21 protein-coding genes are annotated in these 21,455 nt (G+C 69.7%); 11 read left to right on the plus strand and 10 right to left on the minus strand.

Going from position 1 to position 21,455, the window contains the following annotated elements:
- Window positions 1-15: 15 nt before the first annotated feature.
- Together BTZ20_RS19895 and BTZ20_RS19900 are read right to left on the minus strand one after the other, a co-directional pair.
- Entirely contained in the window at window positions 16-594 is a 579-nt protein-coding gene (locus BTZ20_RS19895; protein WP_077042545.1) for a hypothetical protein, read from the minus strand.
- On the minus strand, window positions 591-2,492 hold the full coding sequence (locus BTZ20_RS19900) for a DEAD/DEAH box helicase (protein WP_223263427.1): 1,902 nt from the start codon (window positions 2,490-2,492) through the stop codon (window positions 591-593). The genes BTZ20_RS19895 and BTZ20_RS19900 overlap by 4 nt, the downstream gene beginning before the upstream one ends.
- Window positions 2,493-2,656: 164 nt before the next feature.
- Here BTZ20_RS19900 and BTZ20_RS29250 point away from each other — a divergent pair, with 164 nt between their 5' ends.
- Window positions 2,657-2,782 (plus strand): hypothetical protein, encoded by a 126-nt coding sequence (locus BTZ20_RS29250; RefSeq protein ID WP_257017522.1) that lies wholly within the window; start codon window positions 2,657-2,659, stop codon window positions 2,780-2,782.
- 40 nt (window positions 2,783-2,822) lie between these two features.
- On the opposite strand, the gene BTZ20_RS19905 is transcribed toward BTZ20_RS29250, so the two are convergent.
- The 3 genes from BTZ20_RS19905 to BTZ20_RS19915 form a co-directional block, all read right to left on the minus strand.
- Window positions 2,823-4,202, minus strand: a complete 1,380-nt coding sequence (locus BTZ20_RS19905) for a PhoH family protein (RefSeq protein WP_077042546.1) — start codon at window positions 4,200-4,202, stop codon at window positions 2,823-2,825.
- Window positions 4,203-4,452: 250 nt separating this feature from the next.
- Window positions 4,453-5,766: a serine hydroxymethyltransferase gene (gene glyA / locus BTZ20_RS19910; protein WP_077042547.1), complete on the minus strand. Its 1,314-nt coding sequence runs from the start codon at window positions 5,764-5,766 to the stop codon at window positions 4,453-4,455.
- Between the two features lie 57 nt (window positions 5,767-5,823).
- The gene (locus BTZ20_RS19915; protein WP_077042548.1) at window positions 5,824-7,020 is read right to left on the minus strand and encodes a DUF885 domain-containing protein; all 1,197 of its coding nucleotides are present in this window, start codon (window positions 7,018-7,020) and stop codon (window positions 5,824-5,826) included.
- A gap of 102 nt (window positions 7,021-7,122) precedes the next feature.
- Here BTZ20_RS19915 and coaA point away from each other — a divergent pair, with 102 nt between their 5' ends.
- Complete coding sequence (gene coaA / locus BTZ20_RS19920) at window positions 7,123-8,055, plus strand: type I pantothenate kinase (protein ID WP_072749537.1); 933 nt, start codon at window positions 7,123-7,125, stop codon at window positions 8,053-8,055.
- 69 nt (window positions 8,056-8,124) lie between these two features.
- On the opposite strand, the gene BTZ20_RS19925 is transcribed toward coaA, so the two are convergent.
- Window positions 8,125-8,892: an isoprenyl transferase gene (locus BTZ20_RS19925; protein WP_077042549.1), complete on the minus strand. Its 768-nt coding sequence runs from the start codon at window positions 8,890-8,892 to the stop codon at window positions 8,125-8,127.
- 165 nt (window positions 8,893-9,057) lie between these two features.
- On the opposite strand from BTZ20_RS19925, the gene trhA reads away from it, so the two are divergent.
- The 5 genes from trhA (at window position 9,058) to BTZ20_RS19945 (ending at window position 14,069) form a co-directional block, all read left to right on the plus strand.
- On the plus strand, window positions 9,058-9,723 hold the full coding sequence (trhA, locus tag BTZ20_RS19930; protein WP_077042550.1) for a PAQR family membrane homeostasis protein TrhA: 666 nt from the start codon (window positions 9,058-9,060) through the stop codon (window positions 9,721-9,723).
- Between the two features lie 170 nt (window positions 9,724-9,893).
- Complete coding sequence (locus tag BTZ20_RS19935; protein ID WP_189636516.1) at window positions 9,894-11,369, plus strand: wax ester/triacylglycerol synthase domain-containing protein; 1,476 nt, start codon at window positions 9,894-9,896, stop codon at window positions 11,367-11,369.
- Window positions 11,370-11,557: 188 nt separating this feature from the next.
- On the plus strand, window positions 11,558-11,683 hold the full coding sequence (locus tag BTZ20_RS29255; RefSeq protein WP_257017520.1) for a hypothetical protein: 126 nt from the start codon (window positions 11,558-11,560) through the stop codon (window positions 11,681-11,683).
- A gap of 334 nt (window positions 11,684-12,017) precedes the next feature.
- Window positions 12,018-13,064 carry an alpha/beta hydrolase gene (locus BTZ20_RS19940; RefSeq protein ID WP_223263428.1) on the plus strand — a complete coding sequence of 349 codons (1,047 nt, stop codon included), beginning with the start codon at window positions 12,018-12,020 and terminating at the stop codon, window positions 13,062-13,064.
- 6 nt (window positions 13,065-13,070) lie between these two features.
- Window positions 13,071-14,069: an alpha/beta hydrolase gene (locus tag BTZ20_RS19945; protein ID WP_077042552.1), complete on the plus strand. Its 999-nt coding sequence runs from the start codon at window positions 13,071-13,073 to the stop codon at window positions 14,067-14,069.
- 16 nt (window positions 14,070-14,085) lie between these two features.
- Here BTZ20_RS19945 and BTZ20_RS19950 read toward each other — a convergent pair whose 3' ends face one another.
- The 3 genes from BTZ20_RS19950 to mca are packed head-to-tail and all read right to left on the minus strand — an operon-like array spanning window position 14,086 to window position 17,307.
- Complete coding sequence (locus tag BTZ20_RS19950; protein WP_077042553.1) at window positions 14,086-16,113, minus strand: thioredoxin domain-containing protein; 2,028 nt, start codon at window positions 16,111-16,113, stop codon at window positions 14,086-14,088.
- Window positions 16,114-16,123: 10 nt separating this feature from the next.
- Complete coding sequence (locus BTZ20_RS19955; RefSeq protein WP_077042554.1) at window positions 16,124-16,414, minus strand: hypothetical protein; 291 nt, start codon at window positions 16,412-16,414, stop codon at window positions 16,124-16,126.
- Window positions 16,411-17,307 carry a mycothiol conjugate amidase Mca gene (gene mca / locus BTZ20_RS19960; protein ID WP_077042555.1) on the minus strand — a complete coding sequence of 299 codons (897 nt, stop codon included), beginning with the start codon at window positions 17,305-17,307 and terminating at the stop codon, window positions 16,411-16,413. Before mca ends, BTZ20_RS19955 begins: the two co-directional genes overlap by 4 nt.
- Before the next feature lie 196 nt (window positions 17,308-17,503).
- Between mca and BTZ20_RS19965 the strand changes: the two genes are divergently transcribed.
- Together BTZ20_RS19965 and greA are read left to right on the plus strand one after the other, a co-directional pair.
- Window positions 17,504-17,929: a DUF4307 domain-containing protein gene (locus BTZ20_RS19965; RefSeq protein ID WP_077042556.1), complete on the plus strand. Its 426-nt coding sequence runs from the start codon at window positions 17,504-17,506 to the stop codon at window positions 17,927-17,929.
- A 276-nt stretch (window positions 17,930-18,205) separates the two neighbouring features.
- Window positions 18,206-18,700, plus strand: coding sequence for a transcription elongation factor GreA (gene greA / locus BTZ20_RS19970; protein ID WP_077042557.1), 495 nt, complete (start codon window positions 18,206-18,208; stop codon window positions 18,698-18,700).
- A gap of 76 nt (window positions 18,701-18,776) precedes the next feature.
- On the opposite strand, the gene BTZ20_RS19975 is transcribed toward greA, so the two are convergent.
- Window positions 18,777-20,099, minus strand: a complete 1,323-nt coding sequence (locus BTZ20_RS19975; RefSeq protein WP_077042558.1) for a bifunctional lytic transglycosylase/C40 family peptidase — start codon at window positions 20,097-20,099, stop codon at window positions 18,777-18,779.
- Between the two features lie 306 nt (window positions 20,100-20,405).
- Between BTZ20_RS19975 and BTZ20_RS19980 the strand changes: the two genes are divergently transcribed.
- Both BTZ20_RS19980 and BTZ20_RS19985 read left to right on the plus strand, forming a co-directional pair.
- Window positions 20,406-20,648 (plus strand): hypothetical protein, encoded by a 243-nt coding sequence (locus BTZ20_RS19980; protein ID WP_077042559.1) that lies wholly within the window; start codon window positions 20,406-20,408, stop codon window positions 20,646-20,648.
- The gene (locus BTZ20_RS19985; protein ID WP_223263429.1) at window positions 20,645-21,433 is read left to right on the plus strand and encodes an FAD:protein FMN transferase; all 789 of its coding nucleotides are present in this window, start codon (window positions 20,645-20,647) and stop codon (window positions 21,431-21,433) included. Before BTZ20_RS19980 ends, BTZ20_RS19985 begins: the two co-directional genes overlap by 4 nt.
- The last annotated feature ends 22 nt before the right edge of the window (window positions 21,434-21,455 follow it).

The following is a 21,455-nucleotide window of genomic DNA, read 5'->3' on the forward strand; positions in this document are numbered from 1 at the left end:
ACGAGCACCGTCTCGTCAGCCGTAGAACGACGCCGGGTCCACCTCGGACAGGGTGATCCAGTCCGGCCGTTCCGGCGACCCTGGACCCGCTGAGACGACGGCGACCGAGTCGTCGGACCGCAGCCGGACGGCCAGCGCCGGTTCCTCGTCGATCAGCTGGACGAGGGCGTACACGGTCGCCAGGTGGTGCAGGCATGGCGTCCGGCGACTCGTGCAGGTACACGTCGCCCCGCACTCCGCCGGTGTTGCCGCCACCGCGATGCCCGCGCCCTGCAGCTCCGCCACCGGCGCATCCGGGAGATCACCGGATGCGCCTGCGTCGCCGAGCCCTGCCGAGCCGAGCACCTCGCGCACCCGTGCCAGCGCGGCATCGTCCCAGCGCGGCACCTCGATCGTGACCGCGTGGGCCTTCTGCTTCGCCGCTACCTCCGCGTCGACCCGGCCCACCGACACGCCCGTGAAAGTCACCGCGCCGCCCCTGGCGATTCTCCTGGCCTGTGGCAGCTGCGCATTCGGCGCCGAGGCGGCCGTCGACTCGATCGTGCGCAGCCACGCCCGCCCCCACGCCGTCGCTCCGAACTCTGCCGCCGTCATCGAACCTCCACCGTGTCGAGATCGAGCAGCGAGCGCAGCTCGCCGTCGGCCAGCTCGGCAAGCGCGGCCTCAGAGTTCCCCGAAATCGACTCCGCCAGAGCACGCTTCGATTCGTGCATCGAGGCGATGTGGTCCTCGATGGTGCCGCCGGTGACGAGGGTGTACACGTTCACCGTTCGGCGTTGGCCGATCCGGTGCGCCCGGTCCGTGGCCTGGTCCTCGACCGCGGGATTCCACCATCGGTCGTAGTGCACGACGTTGCTGGCCCGGGTCAGGTTCAGGCCGAATCCCGCCGCGCGGAGACTGAGAACGAGAACGGGGGCCGCGTCGGGGCCGTCCTGGAATTCCTCGACCATCCGGTCGCGCGATCGTGCGCTCAGGCCACCGTGCAGGAAGGGGATCTCGCCGACCCCGAGCTCGGTGGTCAGGTGCGTCGACAGCAGCTCCCCCATCGTGCGGTACTGCGTGAACACCAGGGCCCGGTCGCCGTCTTCGACTATCTCCGAGAGCATTTCGGTGGCCCGGTCGAACTTGCCCGACCTGCCGCGCAACGCGCCGCCGTCGCCCAGGAGCTGTTCGGGATGGTTGCAGACCTGCTTGAGGGTGGTCAGCAACGCGAGCACGTTGCCGCGCCTGGTGATTCCACTACCGAGCCCCGCGTCGAACGCGCGCTCCACCGCCTGGCGGTACAGCCTCGTCTGCTCCTCGGACAGCGTGCACGCGACGGTCGAGTACTGCTTGTCCGGCAGCTCGGTGGCCACCTCGGCCTTGGTACGCCGCAGCACGTGTGGCGCGATGAGGGCGCCGAGCCTGGCCGCGGCCGTCGCCGATCGTCGGGACTCGATCGGCACCACGAACCGCTGACGGAAGCGCGCCCTGGTGCCCAAAAGAGCCGGATTGGCCGCGCGGAAGATCGACCACAGCTCGTCGAGCCGGTTCTCGACCGGGGTGCCGGTCATGGCGACCCGAATCCGCGCGGTCAGCCGTGCCGCCGCCCTGGCCGCGAGGGAATCGGGGTTCTTGATCTGTTGCGCCTCATCGAATATGACTACGTCCCAGGACGCTTCGCACAATCGGTCGACGTCCGAGCGCAGCAGGCCGTAACTGGTCAGCACCACGGTCCCCGGGCTCATCGTCGCCGGCAGCGCCCTGCCCGCGCCGTGATGGACGATCACCGGGACGTCGGGGGCGAACCGTGCCAGCTCGCGACGCCAGTTCCCGACCACCGAGGTCGGGCACACCACGAGGTGGGGCCCCAACTCGTTTCGGGTGGCGAGCACGCAGATGGCCTGCAGCGTCTTGCCGAGCCCCATCTCGTCGGCGAGGATGCCGCCGCCAACCTCGTCGAGCGCCAGGAGCCAGGCGACACCCTGGACCTGGTACGGCCGCAGCGTGGCGCGGATGCGCGCCGTCGCCAGGTCGTCGGTGGTCCGCGCCGCCGAGATGAAGCTGCTCAGCAGGGCGGCGGCGGTCTGGATCGCCGATTCGTCCTCGTCGAGCACGGCGTGGGCGGCGGCGGGCATCCGCGCCGCGAGCTCCGCGCACAACTCCCCACTCGCCGCCCGGTTCCCACCCGCGAGATGCGCTGCCGCGCACCATGACCGGACGGATCTCCCCGCGCCCGGGCCCGGGTCCATCGCCCGCAGCGCGGGCAGCACATCCACCAGATCGATCAGTCGCGCATCGACCGTGCGAGGCGCGACGGCACCGCCGACCGGAACCGCGAACCGGCAGCTCGCCGCCCGCCCCTGAGGTAGGCCCACCCGAGCCAGCTCGGCGGCCACATCGTCTGTGCCCCACCACGCCATCGCCCCGAGAACCGGGATGAAGGTCGCCTGCAGCAGGCCAGGGCGAACCCAGCCCGAATCCGCGTCGATCACTTCGCTCTCACCGTGCACGTCCGCCGATGGTACGGAGGCCCCTGCGGTATGCGCCATCGACAAGGGCCTCGAAAAGCCCTGGTGAGGTGTGTTCATCCCGACATTGACGGGTGTCGATCCGGCGTGTCTGTCGCCCCATAGAATTCACCGGATCGACTTACGATCCGGTACCGAAGGGACCCATGATGGAAAAGCTCCGCAACTACGGCCTGCTCATCAAGTACGTCGCCACCACCCAGTGGCGCAAGCTCCGCGGCACGGACAAGACGGCCCAGACGCCGGCCCAGGACCAGGCTCCGCAGCAGTAGCAGATGGGGAGGCCCGAGACCGGGCCTCCCCACCCGCGCGTCAGGCGGTCGGGCCGAACTCCTCGAGCATCTCGGTCACCAGCGCCGCGATCGGCGACCGCTCGCTGCGGGTGAGCGTGATGTGGGCGAAGAGCGGGTGCCCCTTGAGCTTCTCGATCACCGCGGCGACGCCGTCGTGCCTGCCGACCCTGAGGTTGTCGCGCTGGGCGACGTCATGGGTGAGCACCACCCGCGACCCCGTGCCCAACCGGGACAACACCGTGAGCAGCACGTTGCGCTCGAGGGACTGCGCCTCGTCCACGATCACGAACGAGTCGTGCAGCGACCGGCCGCGAATGTGGGTGAGCGGCAACACTTCCAGCATCCCGCGGTTGATCACCTCGTCCATCACCTCGGGGCTCGCCAGGCCGTCGAGGGTGTCGAACACCGCCTGCGCCCACGGACCCATCTTCTCGCTCTCGCTGCCCGGGAGGTAGCCGAGCTCCTGTCCACCGACCGCGTACAGCGGCCGGAAGACGACCACCTTCCTGTGGGTGCGACGCTCGAGCACCGCCTCCAGCCCGGCGGTCAGGGCCAGCGCCGACTTGCCGGTACCGGCCTTGCCGCCGAGCGAGATGATGCCGATGCTCTCGTCGAGCAACAGATCGAGGGCGATCCGCTGCTCGGCCGAGCGGCCGTGCAGGCCGAAGGCCTCCCGTTCGCCGCGGACCAGCTGCACCCGCTTGTCCGGGGTCACCCGGCCCAGCGCGCTGGAGCTGCCACCCATCAGCCGGATTCCGGTGTGACAGGGCAGTTCTCGCGCCTCGTCGAGATCGATGACCCCCTCCGAGAACATCTCGTCGATCCGGGTCGACGCGACGTCGAGTTCGGTCATCCCCGTCCATCCCGACGGGACCACATCGTGCGCGTGGTACTCGTCGGCGGGCAGGCCCACAGCGCCGGCCTTGACCCGCAGGGGGATGTCCTTGCTGACCAGAACCACCTCTTTGCCCTCGGCGGCGAGGTTGAGGGCGCAGGCCAGGATCCTGGAATCGTTTGAGTCGGTGCGGAATCCGATCGGGAGGACCGAGGGGTCCGTGTGATTGAGCTCCACCTGGAGCGTGCCGTTCTCGGAGCCGATCGGAACCGGCTGATCCAGCCGTCCGTGCTCGATCCGCAGGTCGTCGAGCATCCGAAGTGCCTCGCGGGCAAACCATCCCAGCTCGTGGTGGTGGCGTTTGCCCTCCAACTCCCCGATGACCACCAGGGGCAGCACCACCTCGTGCTCCGCGAAACGCGTGACGGCCCACGGATCCGAGAGCAGAACCGAGGTGTCGAGTACGTAGGTGCGAACTGACCGTTCGGGAGACTTCGTGGATGCGGACCTCGGGGAATTCCCGGCATGTCCGGAATGGGCAGATACGGAGCGAGTTGCGGTCACGTGAGGCTCCTACGTCTGCGCGGCACCCGCGCAAACTTCAGTTCGCTGGGCCGGTCCGTCCCTGGTGCGTCAATCCGCACGAGGGCCGGGCGCCGGCCCCCTCGCACTGAATACTTCAGCCACGATCAGAACCTCCCGGACAGGCAACTCGTCCGCTGCCTGTTACCGGGGACGCTACTGCGATCGGCGCCCTGCTGCACTCGCAACACGCAGGGCGCCGATGAACGCGTCGTTAACTCCAGCTCAGGCGCTAGACGGTCTTGGAGAGCAGGCCCCAGTCCTCGAGGCCCTCGTACAGCGGCAGGTCGAGGGCAAGCTTCGAGACCCGGGCGCGCAGCGCGGCGAAATCGGTGTCCGAGCCCTGGGCCAGCGCGGTCGCGATGATGTCCGCGACCTCGGTGAACTCGGCGTCGCCGAACCCGCGGGTCGCCAGCGCGGCGGTGCCGATGCGCAGGCCGGAGGTGACCATCGGCGGACGCGGGTCGAAGGGCACCGCGTTGCGGTTGACGGTGATGCCGACCTCGTGCAGCAGATCCTCGCCCTGCTGGCCGTCCAGTGCCGAGTTGCGCAGGTCCACCAGGACCAGGTGCACGTCGGTGCCGCCCGTGAGCACGGAGATGCCCTTGTCCGCGACGTCGGCGCCGGTGAGGCGCTCGGCCAGGATCCGGGCGCCGGACAGGGTGCGGGCCTGACGGTCCTTGAACTCCTCGGTGCCCGCGATCTTGAGCGAGACGGCCTTCGCGGCGATGGCGTGCATGAGCGGCCCGCCCTGCTGGCCGGGGAACACCGCGGAGTTGATCTTCTTGGCCCACTCCTGCTTGGCCAGGATCAGGCCGGAGCGGGGGCCGCCGAGGGTCTTGTGCACGGTGGTGGACACGACGTCCGCGTAGGGCACCGGCGACGGGTGCAGTCCGGCCGCGACCAGCCCGGCGAAGTGCGCCATGTCGACCCACAGGTAGGCGCCGACCTCGTCCGCGATGGACCGGAACTCGGCGAAGTCCTCGTGCCGCGGGTACGCGGACCAGCCGGCGACGATCACCTTCGGCTTCTCGGCCACCGCGATCTTGCGGACCTCGTCCATGTCGATGCGGTGGTCTTCCTTGCTGACCCCGTAGGACGCCACGTCGTAGAGCTTGCCGGAGAAGTTGAGCTTCATCCCGTGCGTCAGGTGGCCGCCGTGCGCCAGGTCCAGGCCGAGCAGCTTCTCGCCCGGGTTCATCAGCGCCATCAGCACCGCGGCGTTCGCCTGCGCGCCGGAGTGCGGCTGGACGTTCGCGAACTCGGCGCCGAAGAGCTCCTTGGCACGGTTGCGCGCCAGGTCCTCGATGACGTCGACGTGCTCGCAGCCGCCGTAGTAGCGGCGGCCCGGGTAACCCTCGGCGTACTTGTTGGTCAGCACGCTGCCCTGGGCCTGCAGCACCGCGCGCGGCACGAAGTTCTCGGACGCGATCATCTCGAGGGTGTCGCGCTGACGGGCCAGCTCGCCGTTCATCGCGGCCGCGACCTCGGGATCGAGTTCGGCGAGCGAGGCATTGTTGACGTCGGTGCTGGGCACAGCGGTCATCGAGGAATCTCCAAGCGGGAGCTACGGCAGGGGCACGCTCAGTCTAGGCAATGGCTGTCAGCGCAGCGCAGACGGGATCAACGGCTCGTCCAGCAACCGCCGGAACAACTCGGACCGGCCTGCCGCGTCGGCCCCGCGGTCGAGCCAGCTCCCGAGCAGCCGGTACCCCTCGACGTAGGTGCTGATGTAGGCGCGCCACAGCGGGTCGGACAGGAATCGCAGCGTCTGCCTGGCCCGCTCCGGCGTGGACAGGGTCCACCGCTGCAGGAACGCGGCGACGTCGTCCTGGCTGCGGCCGCGGTCGTGCAGCAGCAGCGCCGCGTCCTGCCGGACCCCGAGCAGCGAGGCCGACGCGTTCGCCAGCCGCTCCGCGCGTTCGCCGTCGAAGCGCAGCCCCAGGTCCGCGTAGATCTCCTGGGCCCACGGCCCCCAGCCCGGCCCCACGATCGAGCCGAGCGCGTGGTCCGCCAGACCCTCCGCCATCAGGCACTGCGGCGTGTTGACCAGGAACAGGGTCTGCTCGGCCTGCCCCGCTCCGACCAGTCCCGCCTCCTTGCGGCAGTGCTCGGTGTGGTGGCCGGGATACGACTCGTGGGCGATCAGGTGCGGCAGGTTCGCCATGTGCTGCTTGAGGTCGGAGTTGATCGCCACCTTCGACCGGTAGTCACCGAGGTAGTAGTTGAACCCGGACCAGGGCTTGTCCCCGACCACCTCGTACTCGACCCGCTCCGTCTCGGGCAGCGCGTACTCCGCCCGCACCCGGTCGCGCAGCGCGCTGGAGAAGGCCTCGACGCATTCCGGGAGCCGCTCCGGCGGGATCTCGTCGGCGGCGCGGTGCGCCTGCAGCCGCTCGGCCAGCGGGCGCGCGGCGTCGCCCGCCAGCACCTCGTCCATCGCCAGGTGCGCCGCCCGGTACTCGTCCTCGGAGCCCGGCTCGATGCGCACGTCGAAGTAGGCCTGCACCTCGTCGACGAAGCCGATCTGCTCGCCGGCGAACTTCCGCGCGGAGCACTCCAGCGCGCGCAGGTGCACGTCGAGAAACGCCGCCCGTTCGGCCGGCAACCCGGAACCGGCCACCTCGTCACGCAATTCGGCGGCGCGGCGCGCGAGCAGGCGCGGATCGGGCGGCGGCGCGTTCTCCACCTGCCTGCGCAGCGCCTGGTCGCCGGTGAAGGCATCGACGAAGCCCTCCTCCAGCCGGTCGAAACCGAGTCCGAGCAGCAGGTATTCGCGGACAAGTGCGACGGGGTCCATGGTCGTCCACCCTAACCATCGGTGAGTTGTCCGACCCGCCGCCGCCGCGCACAGTGGTGTCGAGCACAATCCGACTATGCAGAGCGAGATCCAGGTGCGCGCATGGCACGAGTGAGCGAGAGCAGCCCCTACGTCGAGTTCGACCGCAAGCAATGGCGAACCCTGCGTAAGTCGACACCGCTCGTGCTCACCGAGGAAGAGCTCCTCGGCCTGCGCGGCCTCGGCGAACAGATCGACCTCGACGAGGTCGCCGAGGTCTACCTGCCGCTCTCCAGGCTCATCCACCTCCAGGTGGCCGCCCGGCAGCGCCTGTTCGCCGCCACCGCGACGTTCCTCGGCGAGAAGCACCCGGATCGGCAGGTGCCCTTCGTGATCGGTGTCGCAGGCAGTGTCGCGGTGGGCAAGTCCACCACCGCCCGCGTGCTGCAGGCCCTGCTCGCGCGCTGGGATCACCACCCGCGCGTCGACCTGGTCACCACCGACGGCTTCCTGTACTCGACGGCCGAGCTGACGCGCCGGGGCCTCATGCACCGCAAGGGTTTTCCCGAGAGCTACGACCGCCGCAAGCTGCTGCGCTTCGTCACCGAGGTCAAGTCCGGCGCGGAAGAGGTCGCGGCGCCGGTGTACTCACACGTCTCGTACGACGTGCTGCCCGGCCAGTACCACCTGGTGCGCCAGCCCGACATCCTGATCATCGAGGGCCTCAACGTCCTGCAGACCGGACCGCGGCTGATGGTCTCGGACCTGTTCGACTTCTCCATCTACGTCGACGCGCGGATCGAGGACATCGAGCGCTGGTACATCAAGCGATTCCTGGCGCTGCGCAAGACGTCGTTCGCGGACCCGACGTCGCACTTCCACCACTACTCCGGGCTGTCCGACGAGCACGCCACCCTGGCCGCGGACGACATCTGGAACTCGATCAACCGGCCGAACCTGGTCGAGAACATCCTGCCGACCCGCCCGCGCGCCACGCTGGTGTTGCGCAAGGACGCCGACCACTCCATCAACCGTCTCCGGCTGCGCAAGCTGTAGGGCGGCTACGCCGCCCGTGCGCGGTCGACGAGTCTCAGGACTCGTCAACCGCGCACGGGCGCGAAGCGCCTATGCGCCGAATCGGCGATGCCGGGCCGCGTAGTCACGCAGCGCGCGCAGGAAGTCGACGTGCCGGAACTCCGGCCAGTACGCCTCGGTGAACCAGATCTCGGAGTACGCGCTCTGCCACAGCAGGAAGCCGGACAGTCGCTGCTCCCCCGAGGTGCGGATCACCAGATCCGGGTCCGGCTGCCCCGAGGTGTAGAGGTGGCCGTCGATGCCCTTCACGGACATCGCCCGGACCAGTGCGTCCCCGGACAGCCCCTCGTCGAGCTTCTCGCGCAGCAGCGACTGCACGGCGTCGGCGATCTCCTGCCGGCCGCCGTAGCCGACGGCGACGTTGACGTGCGTGCCCGTGCGACCCGCGGTGCGCTCGGCGGCCTCCCGCAAACGCCGCGCCTGCTCCTCCGGGAGCAGGTCGAGGGTGCCGACTATCTTGACGCTCCAGTTCTGCCCGGGACCCGAGATCTCCTCCACCACATCGGTGATGATCTCGAGGAGGGTGTCGAGCTCCTCCGGTTCGCGCCGCAGGTTCTCGGTGGAGAGCAGGTAGATGGTGGCCATCTCGATGCCCGCCTGATCGCACCAGCCGAGCATCTCGGCGATCTTCAGCGCACCCATTCGGTGACCGTGGCTGACGTCGGTGAAACCGTTCTCCCTTGCCCACCGACGATTGCCATCACACATCACCGCGACGTGTCGCGGGTGCTGGAGCCCCTCGAGCTGACGGTGCAGGCGTCGCTCGTAGATGCTGTACAGCAGGTTCGGGACCTTCACCTGGACATCACCACGAGAGCCCACATTACGCGGCTCACGCGGGCCCCGACGGCCGCCGCTGTAATCGTCGTCTCACCCCGTTTCCGGCGGTTCCTGCGGCCGCTACAGTGGCGACCGACGCCCGAACCTACGCAACCGTAGGTTCACGACCGCCCGGGAGCAGCAATGTCCGAACTCGACCTCGCAGCGCCGCCGGCGAAGCCGCGGATGCGGGGCTGGATCCACCTGTGGGCATTCGTGGCCGCGGTGATCGCGTGCGCCGTGCTCGTCGCCGCCGCAGCGCAGGAATCCGGCCGGGCCGCAGTCGCGACCGCGATCTACTCCGTAACGGTCTGTGGGGTGTTCGGCGTGAGTGCCACGTACCACCGGGTGCACTGGGCGACCACGCGCGGCCGGATCTGGATGAAGCGCGCCGACCACTCGATGATCTTCCTGTTCATCGCGGGCAGCTATACCCCGTTCGCGCTGCTCGCGCTTCCGCCCGAGACCGGCCGGACGCTGCTGGCCGTTGTGTGGACCGGCGCACTGGCAGGGGTGGCCATGAAGATGCTGTGGCCCACCGCGCCACGCTGGGTCGGCGTCCCGCTCTACCTGATCCTCGGCTGGGCGATCGTGCCGGTCGCGGGACAACTCGTCGACGAGGTCGGCTGGCTACCGCTGATCCTGCTCGCGGTCGGCGGGGTGCTCTACAGCGTCGGCGCCATCCTCTACGCCACCAAGTGGCCGAACCCCTGGCCCGACACCTTCGGCCACCACGAGTTCTTCCACGCGGGCACGGTGATCGCGGCGCTGTGCCACTACATCGCGGTATGGCTCGTCGTCCTCGGCTGAGCACGCCCGACGACACCCCAGGCCCGGATCGGGCACCGGCGACCCGTCGAATCCAGTGATCCGGATTGCGGCAATGTGACCCCGGGACGGCGCGATGTGCTTAGCCTGGGACACGAACCGCGGCGGGCCCTGCGCCGGTCCGTCGCTCTGCACGCATGGGAGGGAGAGCGGTGAGGGCATCGGGGGCCGGGGTCACGCAGTTGGCGCCGCAGGATGCCGAGTTCGTGTACAGCGAGTCGTCACGTCACCGCTCGAACATCGTCGTGGTGTACCTGTTCGACACGTCCGCCGAGCCAGCGCCGCTGACCGAACCCGAGGCGATCGCCTGGATGCGGGAGCGCCTCGGCCACGCCGGGATGTTCACGCGCCGGCTACGACGGGTGCCGCTCGACCTCGACCTGCCGTACTGGGCGCCCGACCCCCGGATGAACCTGCGCGACCACGTCCACGTGTCGCCGGTCGAGGACCCGGGCTGGGATCCGTTGCGGCGAAAGATCTCCCGCATCGCAGACGCCCCGATCGACCTGACGCGTCCCCCGTGGGAGTTGCACTTCATCACCGGTGTCACCACGCGGGAGCGGAGCCTTCGCTGTGACCCGACGTCTGCCGGGGACCCTGACCGCATGACGGCGGCCGTGCTCAAGTTCCATCACAGCGCCGGTGACGGGATCGCCACGCGAGACCTCGGGCGGCGGCTGTTCGGGCCGGACACCGCGCACCCGCCCGTCCCCACCCGGCCGCGCGGCTGGTCGACCACCACCGCGGTGACGCGCGCGCTCGCCTCACTCCCGTTGCAGTGCCTGCGCTTTCGCCGCGGCCTCGCGGCAGCCGGCGCCGCCGATGAGCGCATCCGGGCCGAGGTGGCCGACGGGACCATCGTCGAACCGGCATTGTCGCGCCCGTCCTGCCGCTTCAACCGCCCGATCTCAGCCGAGCTGACCTTCGACCTGGTGATCCTTCCCGGCGACCAGATCAGGGCGGCACAGGCGGCGGCCGACGGCGCGACGGTCAACGACGTGATGCTGGCGACGATCTCGGGCGCACTCCGCACCTACCTGGCCGAGCAGGACGAGTCACCGGGCGGTTCGCTGGCCGCCATGGTCCCGATGTCCTTGCGCGGCACCGGAAAGGGCGTCGCAGACGGCCCCGAGGGCACCCGCGCGACCCACCTCGCGTTGATGGCGGTGGATCTGCACACCGACATCGGCGACCCGCTCGAGCGGCTGCGGGCGATCGGCGCCTCCGTGCGCATGGAGAAGCTGCGCAGCCGCAACGAGCACGTGCGACGCTCGGCGCGGCGGATCGAGTCCTCGCCTGCGCTCCTGCTGCGGCTCGCCGGCCGGGCCAAGGCCTTCAAGAACCATTCCGGCCCCACCGTCGAGCGGTACAACACCATGATCAGCAACGTCCCGTGGGCAGGGGATGACCTGCTGCTGCGCTCGGCCCCGCTGGTCCGGACGTTCGGCATCCTCGAGATCCTCGACGGCTCGGGCCTTCGGCACCTGATCGTGTCCTCCCGCGGCGACGGGGTCGCGCTGTCCTTCAGCACGGACGCCGCGATGATGCCCGACACGGACCGCTACCGGGACCTCCTGCGTGACTCGCTCCGCGACCTCGCGGAGCGGGCACGCGAAGTCGGCATCTGAGCCCCGCCGCGACCTATCCGTTACCCAAGGTCACGAAACTTTGCGAATTCACTACACAATCATTAGCTCGTTGTTACCGTTCTGACGTCACGAACCAACCGGTCGTGACGATCCGAACGGTGCATGAGCCCGCGGAATCACTGGCGAGATCACGCACCGCATCCGAGGTATGACTTGAGGAGGCACACGTGGGGTCTTTGGGAGACATCATCGGGGCGATCATCCCCGGGCTGGGGTCGATGATGGCCGCTGACGGGTTGTTCGAGGTCTTCATGGGATCGGTGGAGGGCAGCGTGGGGACGCCGCCCGCCTGATACACGGGGCGGTCTCCGCGACCGCGCGAATTCGTTGTAACACCAACTGCGACACCACTTTCGACCACGCGGGGTGGATGTGACGACCCTCGTCCTACCTTGAGGAGAGAAATGGGATCGATCGGTGAAGTGCTCGGACCCATCGTGACGAGCATGAACGACAACGGCCAAAAGGTGATCAACGCGCTGATCGCGCTCAGCGGCGGCACGCCGGGAGCCGGTAAGTAGCCTCGTTCGACATCGAGTGTGACCTCGGGCCCGCGCGGGTTCTCCCCACGCGGGCCCGAGCCGGGCAAGACCCCGCCGCCTTCCCTGCGTGATCAGGAGGAGCCAGATGGACAGCCACAGCGAGATGCCCGCGCGGCGCCGACGCGGTGTTTCCGCGACCCTGATCCTCGGGGTGTGCACGGCGATCGCCGTCGCCGGTGCGCCGACCGCAGCCGCCCAGCCAGCCGGGGCCGCGATCGTCAGCGAGCACCAGGGCCCCGACCGGCGCGTCGACATCGAGGTCTATTCGCCCTCGATGGACCGGAACATCCCGCTTCAGGTGCTGCGCCCGAAGGACATGGACCGCCCGGCGCCGACGCTGTACCTGCTCAACGGGGCTGGCGGCGGCGAGGACGGCGCGTCCTGGCAGGCGCAGACCGACGTCGCCCAGTTCTTCGCGGACAAGCACGTCACCGTGGTGACCCCGATGGAGGGCGCGTTCAGCTACTACACCGACTGGCGTAACCCGGATCCCGGTCTGGCGAAGACCAACGACAACAACGGCAGGAACATGTGGACCACGTTCCTGACGCGGGAGCTCCCGCCGGTGATCGACTCCGCTTTCGCCACCACCGGCGAGAACTCGCTGGCGGGCCTGTCCATGACGGGCACCGCCGTGCTCGACCTCGCCATCCAGGCTCCGACGCTCTATCGCAGCGTCGCCTCCTACAGTGGCTGCGCGATGACCAGCGAGATGCCGGGGCGCCAGTTCGTGACGATGGTGGTCGGGGCGGGCAGCGGGAAGGCGGAGAACATGTGGGGGCCGCCCGGCGATCCCGAGTGGACCGCCCGCGACCCCTACGTGAACGCGGCCAGGCTGCCGCGCATCCCCATCTACGTCTCCAACGGCAGCGGGTTGCCTGGCCCGCACGACACGTTGGGCAACCCGAGGCTGAAGGGCAACCCACTCACCCTTGGCAGTCAGATCGTGGTCGGCGGCGTGATCGAGTCCGCCACCAACTACTGCACCCACAGGCTCGCCGACCGCACCCGCGAACTCGGCATGGACAACGTGGTCTTCGACTTCCGGCCCGCCGGAACCCACTCGTGGGGCTACTGGCAGGACGACCTCCACGGGTCGTGGCCGATGATCGCCCGTTCGCTCGGGATCTGAGGCGGCATGCGAAAAACATCGACAGCGATCGCGGCGATCGCGGTTGCGGTCCTGGCCGCGCCTGCTGCCGCGACGCAGACCGCGGTCCCGGCTTACGTCCCGGTGGCTGCGGACGCCACACCCGCCGTCACCAGCGCCACCGAGCTGAGCGGTGGCGTGATGTTGCTACAGGTCGCCTCCCCCGCGATGCGACGCGAGGTGCCGGTGAAGGTGCTTCCCGCCGCCGACCGCAGCCGACCCCACGGCGTCTACTACCTGCTCGACGGCAATTCCGGACAGGTCGACGACAACAACTGGCTCGACCCCGCTCGGGGCGATGCGGCGGCGTTCTTCGCCGACAAGGACGTCAACGTCGTCTTCCCGATCGGCGGCACCGGCAGCATGTACACCGACTGGGTACAGGACCACCCGAAATTCGGTCGCACCCAATGGGAGTCGTTCTTGTCCCGGGAACTGCCGCCGCTGATCGACGCCCGGTTCGGCACCAACGGCCGCAACGCGATCGGCGGGATCTCGATGGGTGCCACCGCGGCGATGATGCTCGCCGAGCGGGCGCCCGAGGTCTACGACGGCGCCGTCGGATACAGCGGCTGCTATCTCACCGAGGGACCGGCGGGCAAGGCACTGACCGATCTCGTGGTCATCAACGGCAACGGGACCTCCGACCAGATGTGGGGGCCACCCGGCAGCGAGGCGTGGCGCTCGCACGACGTGTTTCTCGGAGCCCCACGGCTGGCGGGCAAGCCCGTGTACCTGTCCTCCGGTTCCGGGCTGCCCGGACCGCACGAGAACCCGAACGCCCCCGGCTTCGCACAGTCGCTCGTGGTCGGCGGCGTGATGGAATTCGCCGTCTCGCTGTGCACCGACCAGCTCGCCCAGACCCTGCGCGAGGCAGGCGCCCACGTCACCCGCGGCGCCTCCCCCGTGGGGCTGCACGCATGGCCCTACTGGCGGGACGAACTCGGCAGGTCGTGGCCCACGATTCGCGCGGCCACCGGCGGCTGAACCCTCCTAGCGGCCGCTACGGCGCGGGGAAGCCCAGCAGTCCACGCAACTCCTCGGCGTCGGACACCGGCCGGTCGCAGACGAACCCTCGACACACGTAGGCGGCCGGTTCGCCGTCGACCAGCGGGCGGTCGACGAGCAGCGGCGACGTGTCCGGTGCACCGCCGATCACCACCGCGCCACCCGGCGCCTCGCGACGGGCCGCGTCCAGCAGGTCGGCGCCGTCGCCGGTCATCGACACCGCCACCTGGATCGGTCCGCGCACCGAGGCCTCGGCCACGGCCAGCCAGTGCCCCGCAGACCTGGCCGCCCGCGCGAGCAACAGTGCCCCTCGGTCCAGGCTGTCCGCGGCCGCCGCGGCGTACCGGGCGGAACGCTCGGGACCGGCCAGCGCGGCGGCGGCCAGCAACGCCTCCGCCATCGTGGATGCCCCCGACGGCGTCGCCCCGTCGAAGGGGTCGCGCGGGCGGGTGATCAGGGCCTCGGCGTCGTCGGCAGTGTCGAACCAACTGCCCGGCTCGTCGGGATCGGCGAAGTGGTCGATCGCCAGGTCGATGAGTTCCTCTGCGCGGGTGAGCCATTCGAGGTCGCCGGTCGCCTGGTGCAGGGCGAGCAGCCCGACCGCCATGGCGCTGTGATCGTCGAGCACCGCGGCCGCGTCGCCGACCACCCCGCCGAGCGAGGCCCGGCGCAGCCGACCGTCGACCAGATGCTCGCCGAGGAGCGTCCTGGCGCAGTGCGCCGCGGCCTCGACCCACTCGGGGCGACCGAGCCCGGCGCCCGCCTCGGCCAGGGCCGTGACCACGAGACCGTTCCAGGCGGTGACGACCTTGTCGTCGCGCCCCGGCTGCGGGCGACCCGACCGCGCCTCGAACAGCCTCGACCGCACCGAATCCCAGCGCGCGGGGTCCTCGGGATCCGCCGGCAGCTGCAGCACTGAGGTGCCCGCCTCGAAGGTGCCCGCGGAGCTCACGGCCAGCAGCCCGGCGGCCCACACACCGTCCTCGAAGCCCAGGACCGAGAGCAGCTCGTCCGGGGTCCACGCGTAGGTCAGGCCCTCGATGCCGTCGGTGTCGGCGTCCAGCGCCGAGGCGAAACAGCCGGACTCGGTGCGCAGATCCCGCAGCAGGAACTCGACCGTCTCCTCGGCCACCCGGATCGCCAGCGCCGACCCAGTCCGCCGGCCCAGGTGGGCATACGCCCGCAACAGCTGGGCGTTGTCGTAGAGCATCTTCTCGAAGTGAGGGACCACCCAGTCGGCATCCACCGAGTAGCGCGCGAACCCACCGCCCAGCTGGTCGTAGATCCCGCCGCGCGCCATCGCCTCCGCGGTACGTTCCACCGCGGCAAGCACTCTCGCGTCCCCGCTGCGCTCGTAGCCGCGCAGCAGCCCCTCCATCAGCGCGGACGGCGGAAACTTGGGCGCCGCCCCGAATCCGCCCCTGTCCTGGTCCTCGTCGCGCAGTGCGGCGACGATCGCTGCGTCCAGCAGGTTCGCGTCGAGGACCACCTGCCCCCCTGGAACCCCGGCTGCGTTGGCGGTCAGCTGCGCCGTGATCGCGGCGGACGCCTCCTCCACCTCCCCGCGCCTGCCCCGCCAGGTGTCCGCGATGGCCTCGAGCAGCTGAGTGAACGACGGCATCCCACCGCGCGGCACCGTCGGGTAGTAGGTGCCGCAGTAGAACGGCTCCGCCGAGGGGGTCAGGAAGCAGGTCATCGGCCAGCCGCCCTGGCCGGTCATCGCGACCGTCGCGTTCATGTAGACCGCGTCGAGGTCCGGCCGCTCCTCGCGGTCCACCTTGATGCAGACGAAGTTCTCGTTCATCAGCGCCGCGGTCGCCTCGTCCTCGAAGGACTCGTGGGCCATCACGTGACACCAATGGCAGGCGGAGTAGCCGACAGAGAGCAGGATCGGCACGTCGCGCTCGCGCGCCCACTCCAGCGCCTCCTGGCCCCACTGCTGCCAGTGCACGGGATTGTCGGCGTGCTGACGCAGGTAGGGGCTCGTCGCCCCGCCGAGAGTGTTTCGGGCCAGGGCCGACATGGCGCGCTGCCTAGCTCGCCGAGCCGGTCGGCGGTTCGGCGTTCTTCCCGTCGGTGGGCGCCTCGCCCGCCGCGCCCCGATCGGTGCCCTCGTCCGCGGCCTGGTCGGCCTCGGGATGCTCCGGCTCGAAGGTGTCGGGCAGCTTGCGGAGCTGCTTGTTCATCGAGCGGACCAGCAGCACCGTGCCGACGAGCAGGGCGACGATGATGACGAAGCCGATCGGTGACGCCTTGCCGAACTCCGGCCCGACCGGGTTACTGGGGGTCTGTGCCAGCCAGCCGGCCGCACTTGCCAAGATCACTTCTTCTCCTCAGGGTGGCCGTAGCCGACGTGGTCGATGCCTGCGAACAGGTCCGACTCCGGGATCGCGGTGCGCACCCTCGTCTTCGCGAGCTCGAACTCCTCGGTCGGCCAGATCTTCTGCTGAATGTCCAGCGGCACCGCGAAGAACGACCCGTTGGGGTCGATCTGGGTGGCGTGCGCCCGCAGGGCGTCGTCACGCTGCGGAAAGTAGTCACCGCAGACGATCTGGGTGGTCACCCGCGCCATCAAGTCGCCCTGCTCGGTCCGCCACTTCTTGAGCCACTCCGCCATCGGGAACTCCTCGCCGCGGCGGTCGTACTCGTCCTGGAACAGCAGCAGGCGCTTACGGATGAATCCGTGCGAGTAGTAGAGCTTCAGCGGCTCCCACGGCTCCCCCGCCCCCGGAAAACGCTCGGGGTCGCCCGCGGCCTCGAACGCGGCCATCGACACCTCGTGACAGCGGATGTGATCGGGGTGCGGGTATCCGCCGTTCTCGTCGTAGGTGGTGATGACGTGCGGGCGGAACTCGCGGATCACCTTGACCAGCGCCTCGGTGGACTCCTCCAGCGGCACCAACGCGAAGCAGCCCTCGGGCAGCGGCGGCAGCGGGTCGCCCTCGGGCAGCCCGGAGTCGACGAAGCCGAGCCAGAGCTGCTGGACGCCGAGGATGCGAGCGGCCTCGGCCATCTCCTCCTTGCGCACCTCGCTGATCCGGTCGCGCACGCCTGGCACATCCATCGCGGGGTTGAGGATGTCGCCGCGCTCGCCACCGGTCAGCGTCACCACAAGAACCTCGTTGCCCTCGGCCGAGTACCGGGCCGTGGTGGCGGCGCCCTTGCTCGACTCGTCGTCGGGATGGGCGTGCACGGCCATGAGACGCAATCCGCTCACAGTGCTCCTTCACCTCAGCTTCGCCTGTAGCGACGTGGTGGTCCGACGCCGACGTCCGCCGACAACGCACCGTTGTCCTTCCCCTATAGTTCCACCCGGTACTTCTGCCGTCAGCCGTGGCCCCGCCCCAGCAGCGCGCGAGGTACACCGACCGGGCCGCCGCAGGCCCGGTGCCGCTGTACGAGAGCTGAGCGATATGACCGAGACGCCTCCCGCCGACCGTTACCCGACGCCAACGCGCGATCTGCGCGGATCCCGGGTGGTGGCGATCATCCTGAGCATCGGCGTCGTGCTCCTCGGGCTCGCTCTGGCCTTCTTTGCGTACAACAAGTTCGCAGGCGACGACGTCGAGGGCCAGTCGATCGCGTACAACCTGGTGGACGAGTCGACGATCAGCATCCGGTTCACCGTGACCCGCGAGGACCCGTCCGAGCCCGCCGTCTGCATCGTGCGGGCCAGGTCGAGGGACGGCTCCGAGACCGGTCGCCGCGAGGTGTACCTGGGACCGTCGGACAGCGGAACCGTCGACGTGACCACGCTGATCAGAACGTCTCAGCGCCCCGCCATCGCCGACATCTACGGCTGCGGGACGACCGTCCCGGAGTACCTGACCACCGGCTGATCCGGCGAGTCCGCCCCGGGCCGGCACCAGCGCGATTTTCATGGAGAAATCCCTGCTCGTGCTAGAATCCTCGGGTACACGGTTCCGGCTTTGGAACCGTGTATTGCTGCATTTGCGTACAGATGCATAGCGGCAGGGTGCACCGCTCACATGACTGAGCGAACCGGGGGGAGCCAACCACCGGGGGTAGGCGCGCTCTCGTCGCCGAAGGCCACTGGAGTTCAGTGGTCCGCCCAGGGGACCCGGATGGGTTCCGACTACGAGGAGTGATCGAGCATGACCGAGACCCAGGTGACCTGGCTTACCCAGGAGTCACACGACCGGCTCAAGAGCGAACTCGACCAGCTCATTGCCAACCGCCCGGTCATCGCGGCCGAGATCAACGAGCGACGCGAGGAAGGCGACCTCAAGGAGAACGGCGGCTACCACGCGGCACGCGAGGAGCAGGGCCAGCAGGAGGCCCGCATCCGCCAGCTCCAGGAGCTGCTCAACAGCGCGAAGGTCGGCGAGGCGCCGACCCAGTCCGGTGTGGCACTGCCCGGTTCCGTGGTCAAGGTCTACTACGACGGCGACAAGTCCGACACCGAGACGTTCCTGATCGCCACCCGCGAAGAGGGTGCCCGCGACAACAAGCTCGAGGTCTACTCCCCCAACTCCCCGCTGGGCAGCGCGCTGCTCGAGGCGAAGGTCGGCGAGACCCGCAAGTACACGCTCCCCAACGGCAACACCATGCAGGTGACGCTCGTCAGCGCGGAGCCGTACCACAGCTGATCCGCGGTCTCACCGCACAGATGAACCCCGGTCCGAGCAACTCGGACCGGGGTTCGTTCGTCTGTGGCGAGCTCCGTCACACCATCCGGCGGACCTTCATCCCGTCGAACACCGGCCCGACCCGGACCACATCACCGGTCTGCGGGGCGTGCACCATCTGCCCGTTGCCGATGTAGATCGCGACGTGCCCCGGCCCACCCGACTGCCAGTTGCCGAACAGCAGGTCACCCGGCCTGGCCTCGGCCAGCGGGATCTCCTCACCGACGTTCCACTGGGTTTCCGAGGTCCGCGGCAGCTTCAGCAGGTCACCGGTCGCGGCGTATACCGCGTAGGACGTCAGCCCGGAGCAGTCGAAGCCACCGCCGGAGGGTCCGTTGATGTTGCCGCCGCCCCAGACGTAGGGCAGGCCCAGGTAGCGGAGCGCGGCCTCGACGATCTTGCCGCCGATCCCGTCGCCGAAGTTGCCGCCGACGAACGGGGTGAGGATCCCCGCGAATCGAGCCTCGGTTGCCCGGATCTTCTTCACGTACGGCTTGGTCTGGTTCTCGTAGTCGGGCAGCCCGGACGGCATCCCGCCGGACCGCCGAACGGCCCCGACCCCCGCGTTGTACCCGGCGATGGCCAGATCGAGGGTGTCGCCCTTGACCAGGCCCTGCTTCTGCCAGCCCTCGATCTCGGTGTACATGTCGCAGAGTAGGTGCCCTGACGCCATCACCGAGTCCGCGACGCCGAGGATGTCCGCCTTACCGTCGCCGTCGGCGTCCTTGCCGTACTTGGCCCAGGTGCCCGGCATGAACTGACCCGGCCCGCGCGCTCCGTCCCTGGACACCGGCGCCGTCGGGCCGTACCGGAAACCGTTCTCCGCCGAATAGAGCGCGGCGAGGACCGGCGGCTTGATGCCCTCGCAGATCTCACCCGCCTTCTTCAGCCACGGCACGAAGACCGCGATCGCGCCGATCGGGGCCATCACCATCTCGGGGAGGTCGGTCAACGCGCCCGGCAGCATTCGGCTCGGGTCGCCGCCGATGGGGGTCGCCTGCAGCGCGGGCGGCGCCGTGTAGCGCGGCGCCTCCTGCACCGGTGGCGCGACCACCGCGGGCGGCGGAACTGCAGGCGCCCCCGGGGCGATCTGCGGGGCAGGCGGGAGGTACGGCTGGAGCGAATCCTCCACTGCGGCAGCCGCATCCGTGACGGCCTGTTGTGCCTGACCCTGCATCTGCTGGGGCAGCATCCCGATGATGTCGTTGATCTGCTGCGACGCCGCGGGAGCCGACGCCTCGAAAGACTGAATCGCTTGTGCTGCTTGATCCTTCACCGGTAAGGGGATGTCGGCTCCCTGAACGAAGCCGCCGAGGGCAGTGGCAACCGCCACGATCACCGCCGTTGGATCAACCGGCATTCGCAACTCCAAACTTCGAGCGGGTTATCAGGTGCAACGCTAGGTCCCCCGACCCGGCCGCGGGGCGATTTCGATCACATCGATCGAACCGTGTTTCCCGAACCCACACGCCGCCTGTATCGCGGCGTGCAGGTCCGGCGTTAGCGGCCGCCGACTGTGCATCTGCCGGCGAATCGGCCCACTTCGGGCGGGGAAAACTGCGCACTCACGGAGCGTATGCCCGCGCGCCGCGACATTTCAGGCCAAGAACCAGAATTTCAGCAGACCCTCAGGTCTCTCTCAGGCTCGCGGTGGATCCTGGTCGTCATGAGCGAGCGCCCCGCAGAGCAACCCCACCGAACGTCCCGATTCCGCCGCGCCGTCGCGGCGTCCGGCATCGTCGGTGCGCTCAGCGTCGGATCCCTCACCGGCACATCGTTCGCGCTCGGAGACGCCCCCTCCTCGGATTCGGGGACGGTCATCGCCGCCGATTCGAACCGCTCGAACGGCGCAGGCCCGATCGTCACCAGGGGAGCCGGGCAGTTCGACGTGATCTCGGGCGGGTCGTGACCCTCGCGGCGGACAAGGCCGCGAAGAGCTGGTCGATGTGGGGCGTGCGCGCGACGGTGGTCGTGGCCGACCCCGACATGCTGGAGTCCGCCTGGAACATGGTCCGCGGCCACCTGGCCGCCGCCGATGTCGCGACCAGTGCCACCCGAGAAGACTCCGAGATCGCGGCGCTCAACCGGTCCGCGGGCACCACGACCCGGGTGAGTGTCCTGCTCGCCGAGCAGGTCAGCAGGGCCCTCCTGGCCGCCGAGCTGACCGCGGGCGTCCTCGACCCCACCGTCGGCGGCACTCAACCGGACCAGTGGCGCTCCGTGACCGTCCGCGGACCCGACGTCACCCTCCCCGCAGGGCTGACCCTCGACGTGTCCGCGACCGCCCGCTCCGTCACGGCCGACCGGTGCGCCACCGCCGTCGCCGAGCTGCTCGGCTGCGGGGTGCTGGTCAGCCTCGGCGGCGACGTGGCGACCGCGGGTCCTGAGCCGCTCAGCGGCTGGCAGATCAAGGTCGAGGACCTGCCCGGCGACCCGTCGTGTCAGGTCTCGATCCCGTCCGGCTCCGGCCTCGCGACCGCCAGCACGGTCAGCCCGCTGCACCCCGATCCCGCCGGGGCGCCGCACTGGCGCACCGTGTCCGTGGTCGCCGGCTCCGCCCTGGCCGCCGCCGCGGCGAGCAGGGCGGCGGTCCTCGGGGGCGAGGAGACGCTCGCCTGGCTCGAGGAGCTCGGGATGCCCGCCCGGCTGGTGGACCAGGACTTCCGGGTCACCCGGCTCTGCGGCTGGCCGTGATCGACCGCGTCATCACGCAGGA

The sequence above is a fragment of the Rhodococcus sp. MTM3W5.2 genome (assembly GCF_001984015.1).
Classification (GTDB): Bacteria; Actinomycetota; Actinomycetes; order Mycobacteriales; family Mycobacteriaceae; genus Rhodococcus_G; species Rhodococcus_G oryzae.

Excerpts from the sequence above, each read along its gene's own strand:
- BTZ20_RS19895 (WP_077042545.1), bottom strand. The coding sequence starts at position 594 with ATGACGGCGGCAGAGTTCGGAGCGACGGCGTGGGGGCGGGCGTGGCTG.
- BTZ20_RS29250 (WP_257017522.1), top strand. The coding sequence starts at position 2,657 with ATGATGGAAAAGCTCCGCAACTACGGCCTGCTCATCAAGTACGTCGCC.
- glyA (WP_077042547.1), bottom strand. The coding sequence starts at position 5,766 with ATGACCGCTGTGCCCAGCACCGACGTCAACAATGCCTCGCTCGCCGAA.
- BTZ20_RS19915 (WP_077042548.1), bottom strand. The coding sequence starts at position 7,020 with ATGGACCCCGTCGCACTTGTCCGCGAATACCTGCTGCTCGGACTCGGT.
- coaA (WP_072749537.1), top strand. The coding sequence starts at position 7,123 with ATGGCACGAGTGAGCGAGAGCAGCCCCTACGTCGAGTTCGACCGCAAG.
- trhA (WP_077042550.1), top strand. The coding sequence starts at position 9,058 with ATGTCCGAACTCGACCTCGCAGCGCCGCCGGCGAAGCCGCGGATGCGG.
- BTZ20_RS19940 (WP_223263428.1), top strand. The coding sequence starts at position 12,018 with ATGGACAGCCACAGCGAGATGCCCGCGCGGCGCCGACGCGGTGTTTCC.
- BTZ20_RS19945 (WP_077042552.1), top strand. The coding sequence starts at position 13,071 with ATGCGAAAAACATCGACAGCGATCGCGGCGATCGCGGTTGCGGTCCTG.
- BTZ20_RS19950 (WP_077042553.1), bottom strand. The coding sequence starts at position 16,113 with ATGTCGGCCCTGGCCCGAAACACTCTCGGCGGGGCGACGAGCCCCTAC.
- BTZ20_RS19965 (WP_077042556.1), top strand. The coding sequence starts at position 17,504 with ATGACCGAGACGCCTCCCGCCGACCGTTACCCGACGCCAACGCGCGAT.
- greA (WP_077042557.1), top strand. The coding sequence starts at position 18,206 with ATGACCGAGACCCAGGTGACCTGGCTTACCCAGGAGTCACACGACCGG.
- BTZ20_RS19975 (WP_077042558.1), bottom strand. The coding sequence starts at position 20,099 with ATGCCGGTTGATCCAACGGCGGTGATCGTGGCGGTTGCCACTGCCCTC.
- BTZ20_RS19980 (WP_077042559.1), top strand. The coding sequence starts at position 20,406 with ATGAGCGAGCGCCCCGCAGAGCAACCCCACCGAACGTCCCGATTCCGC.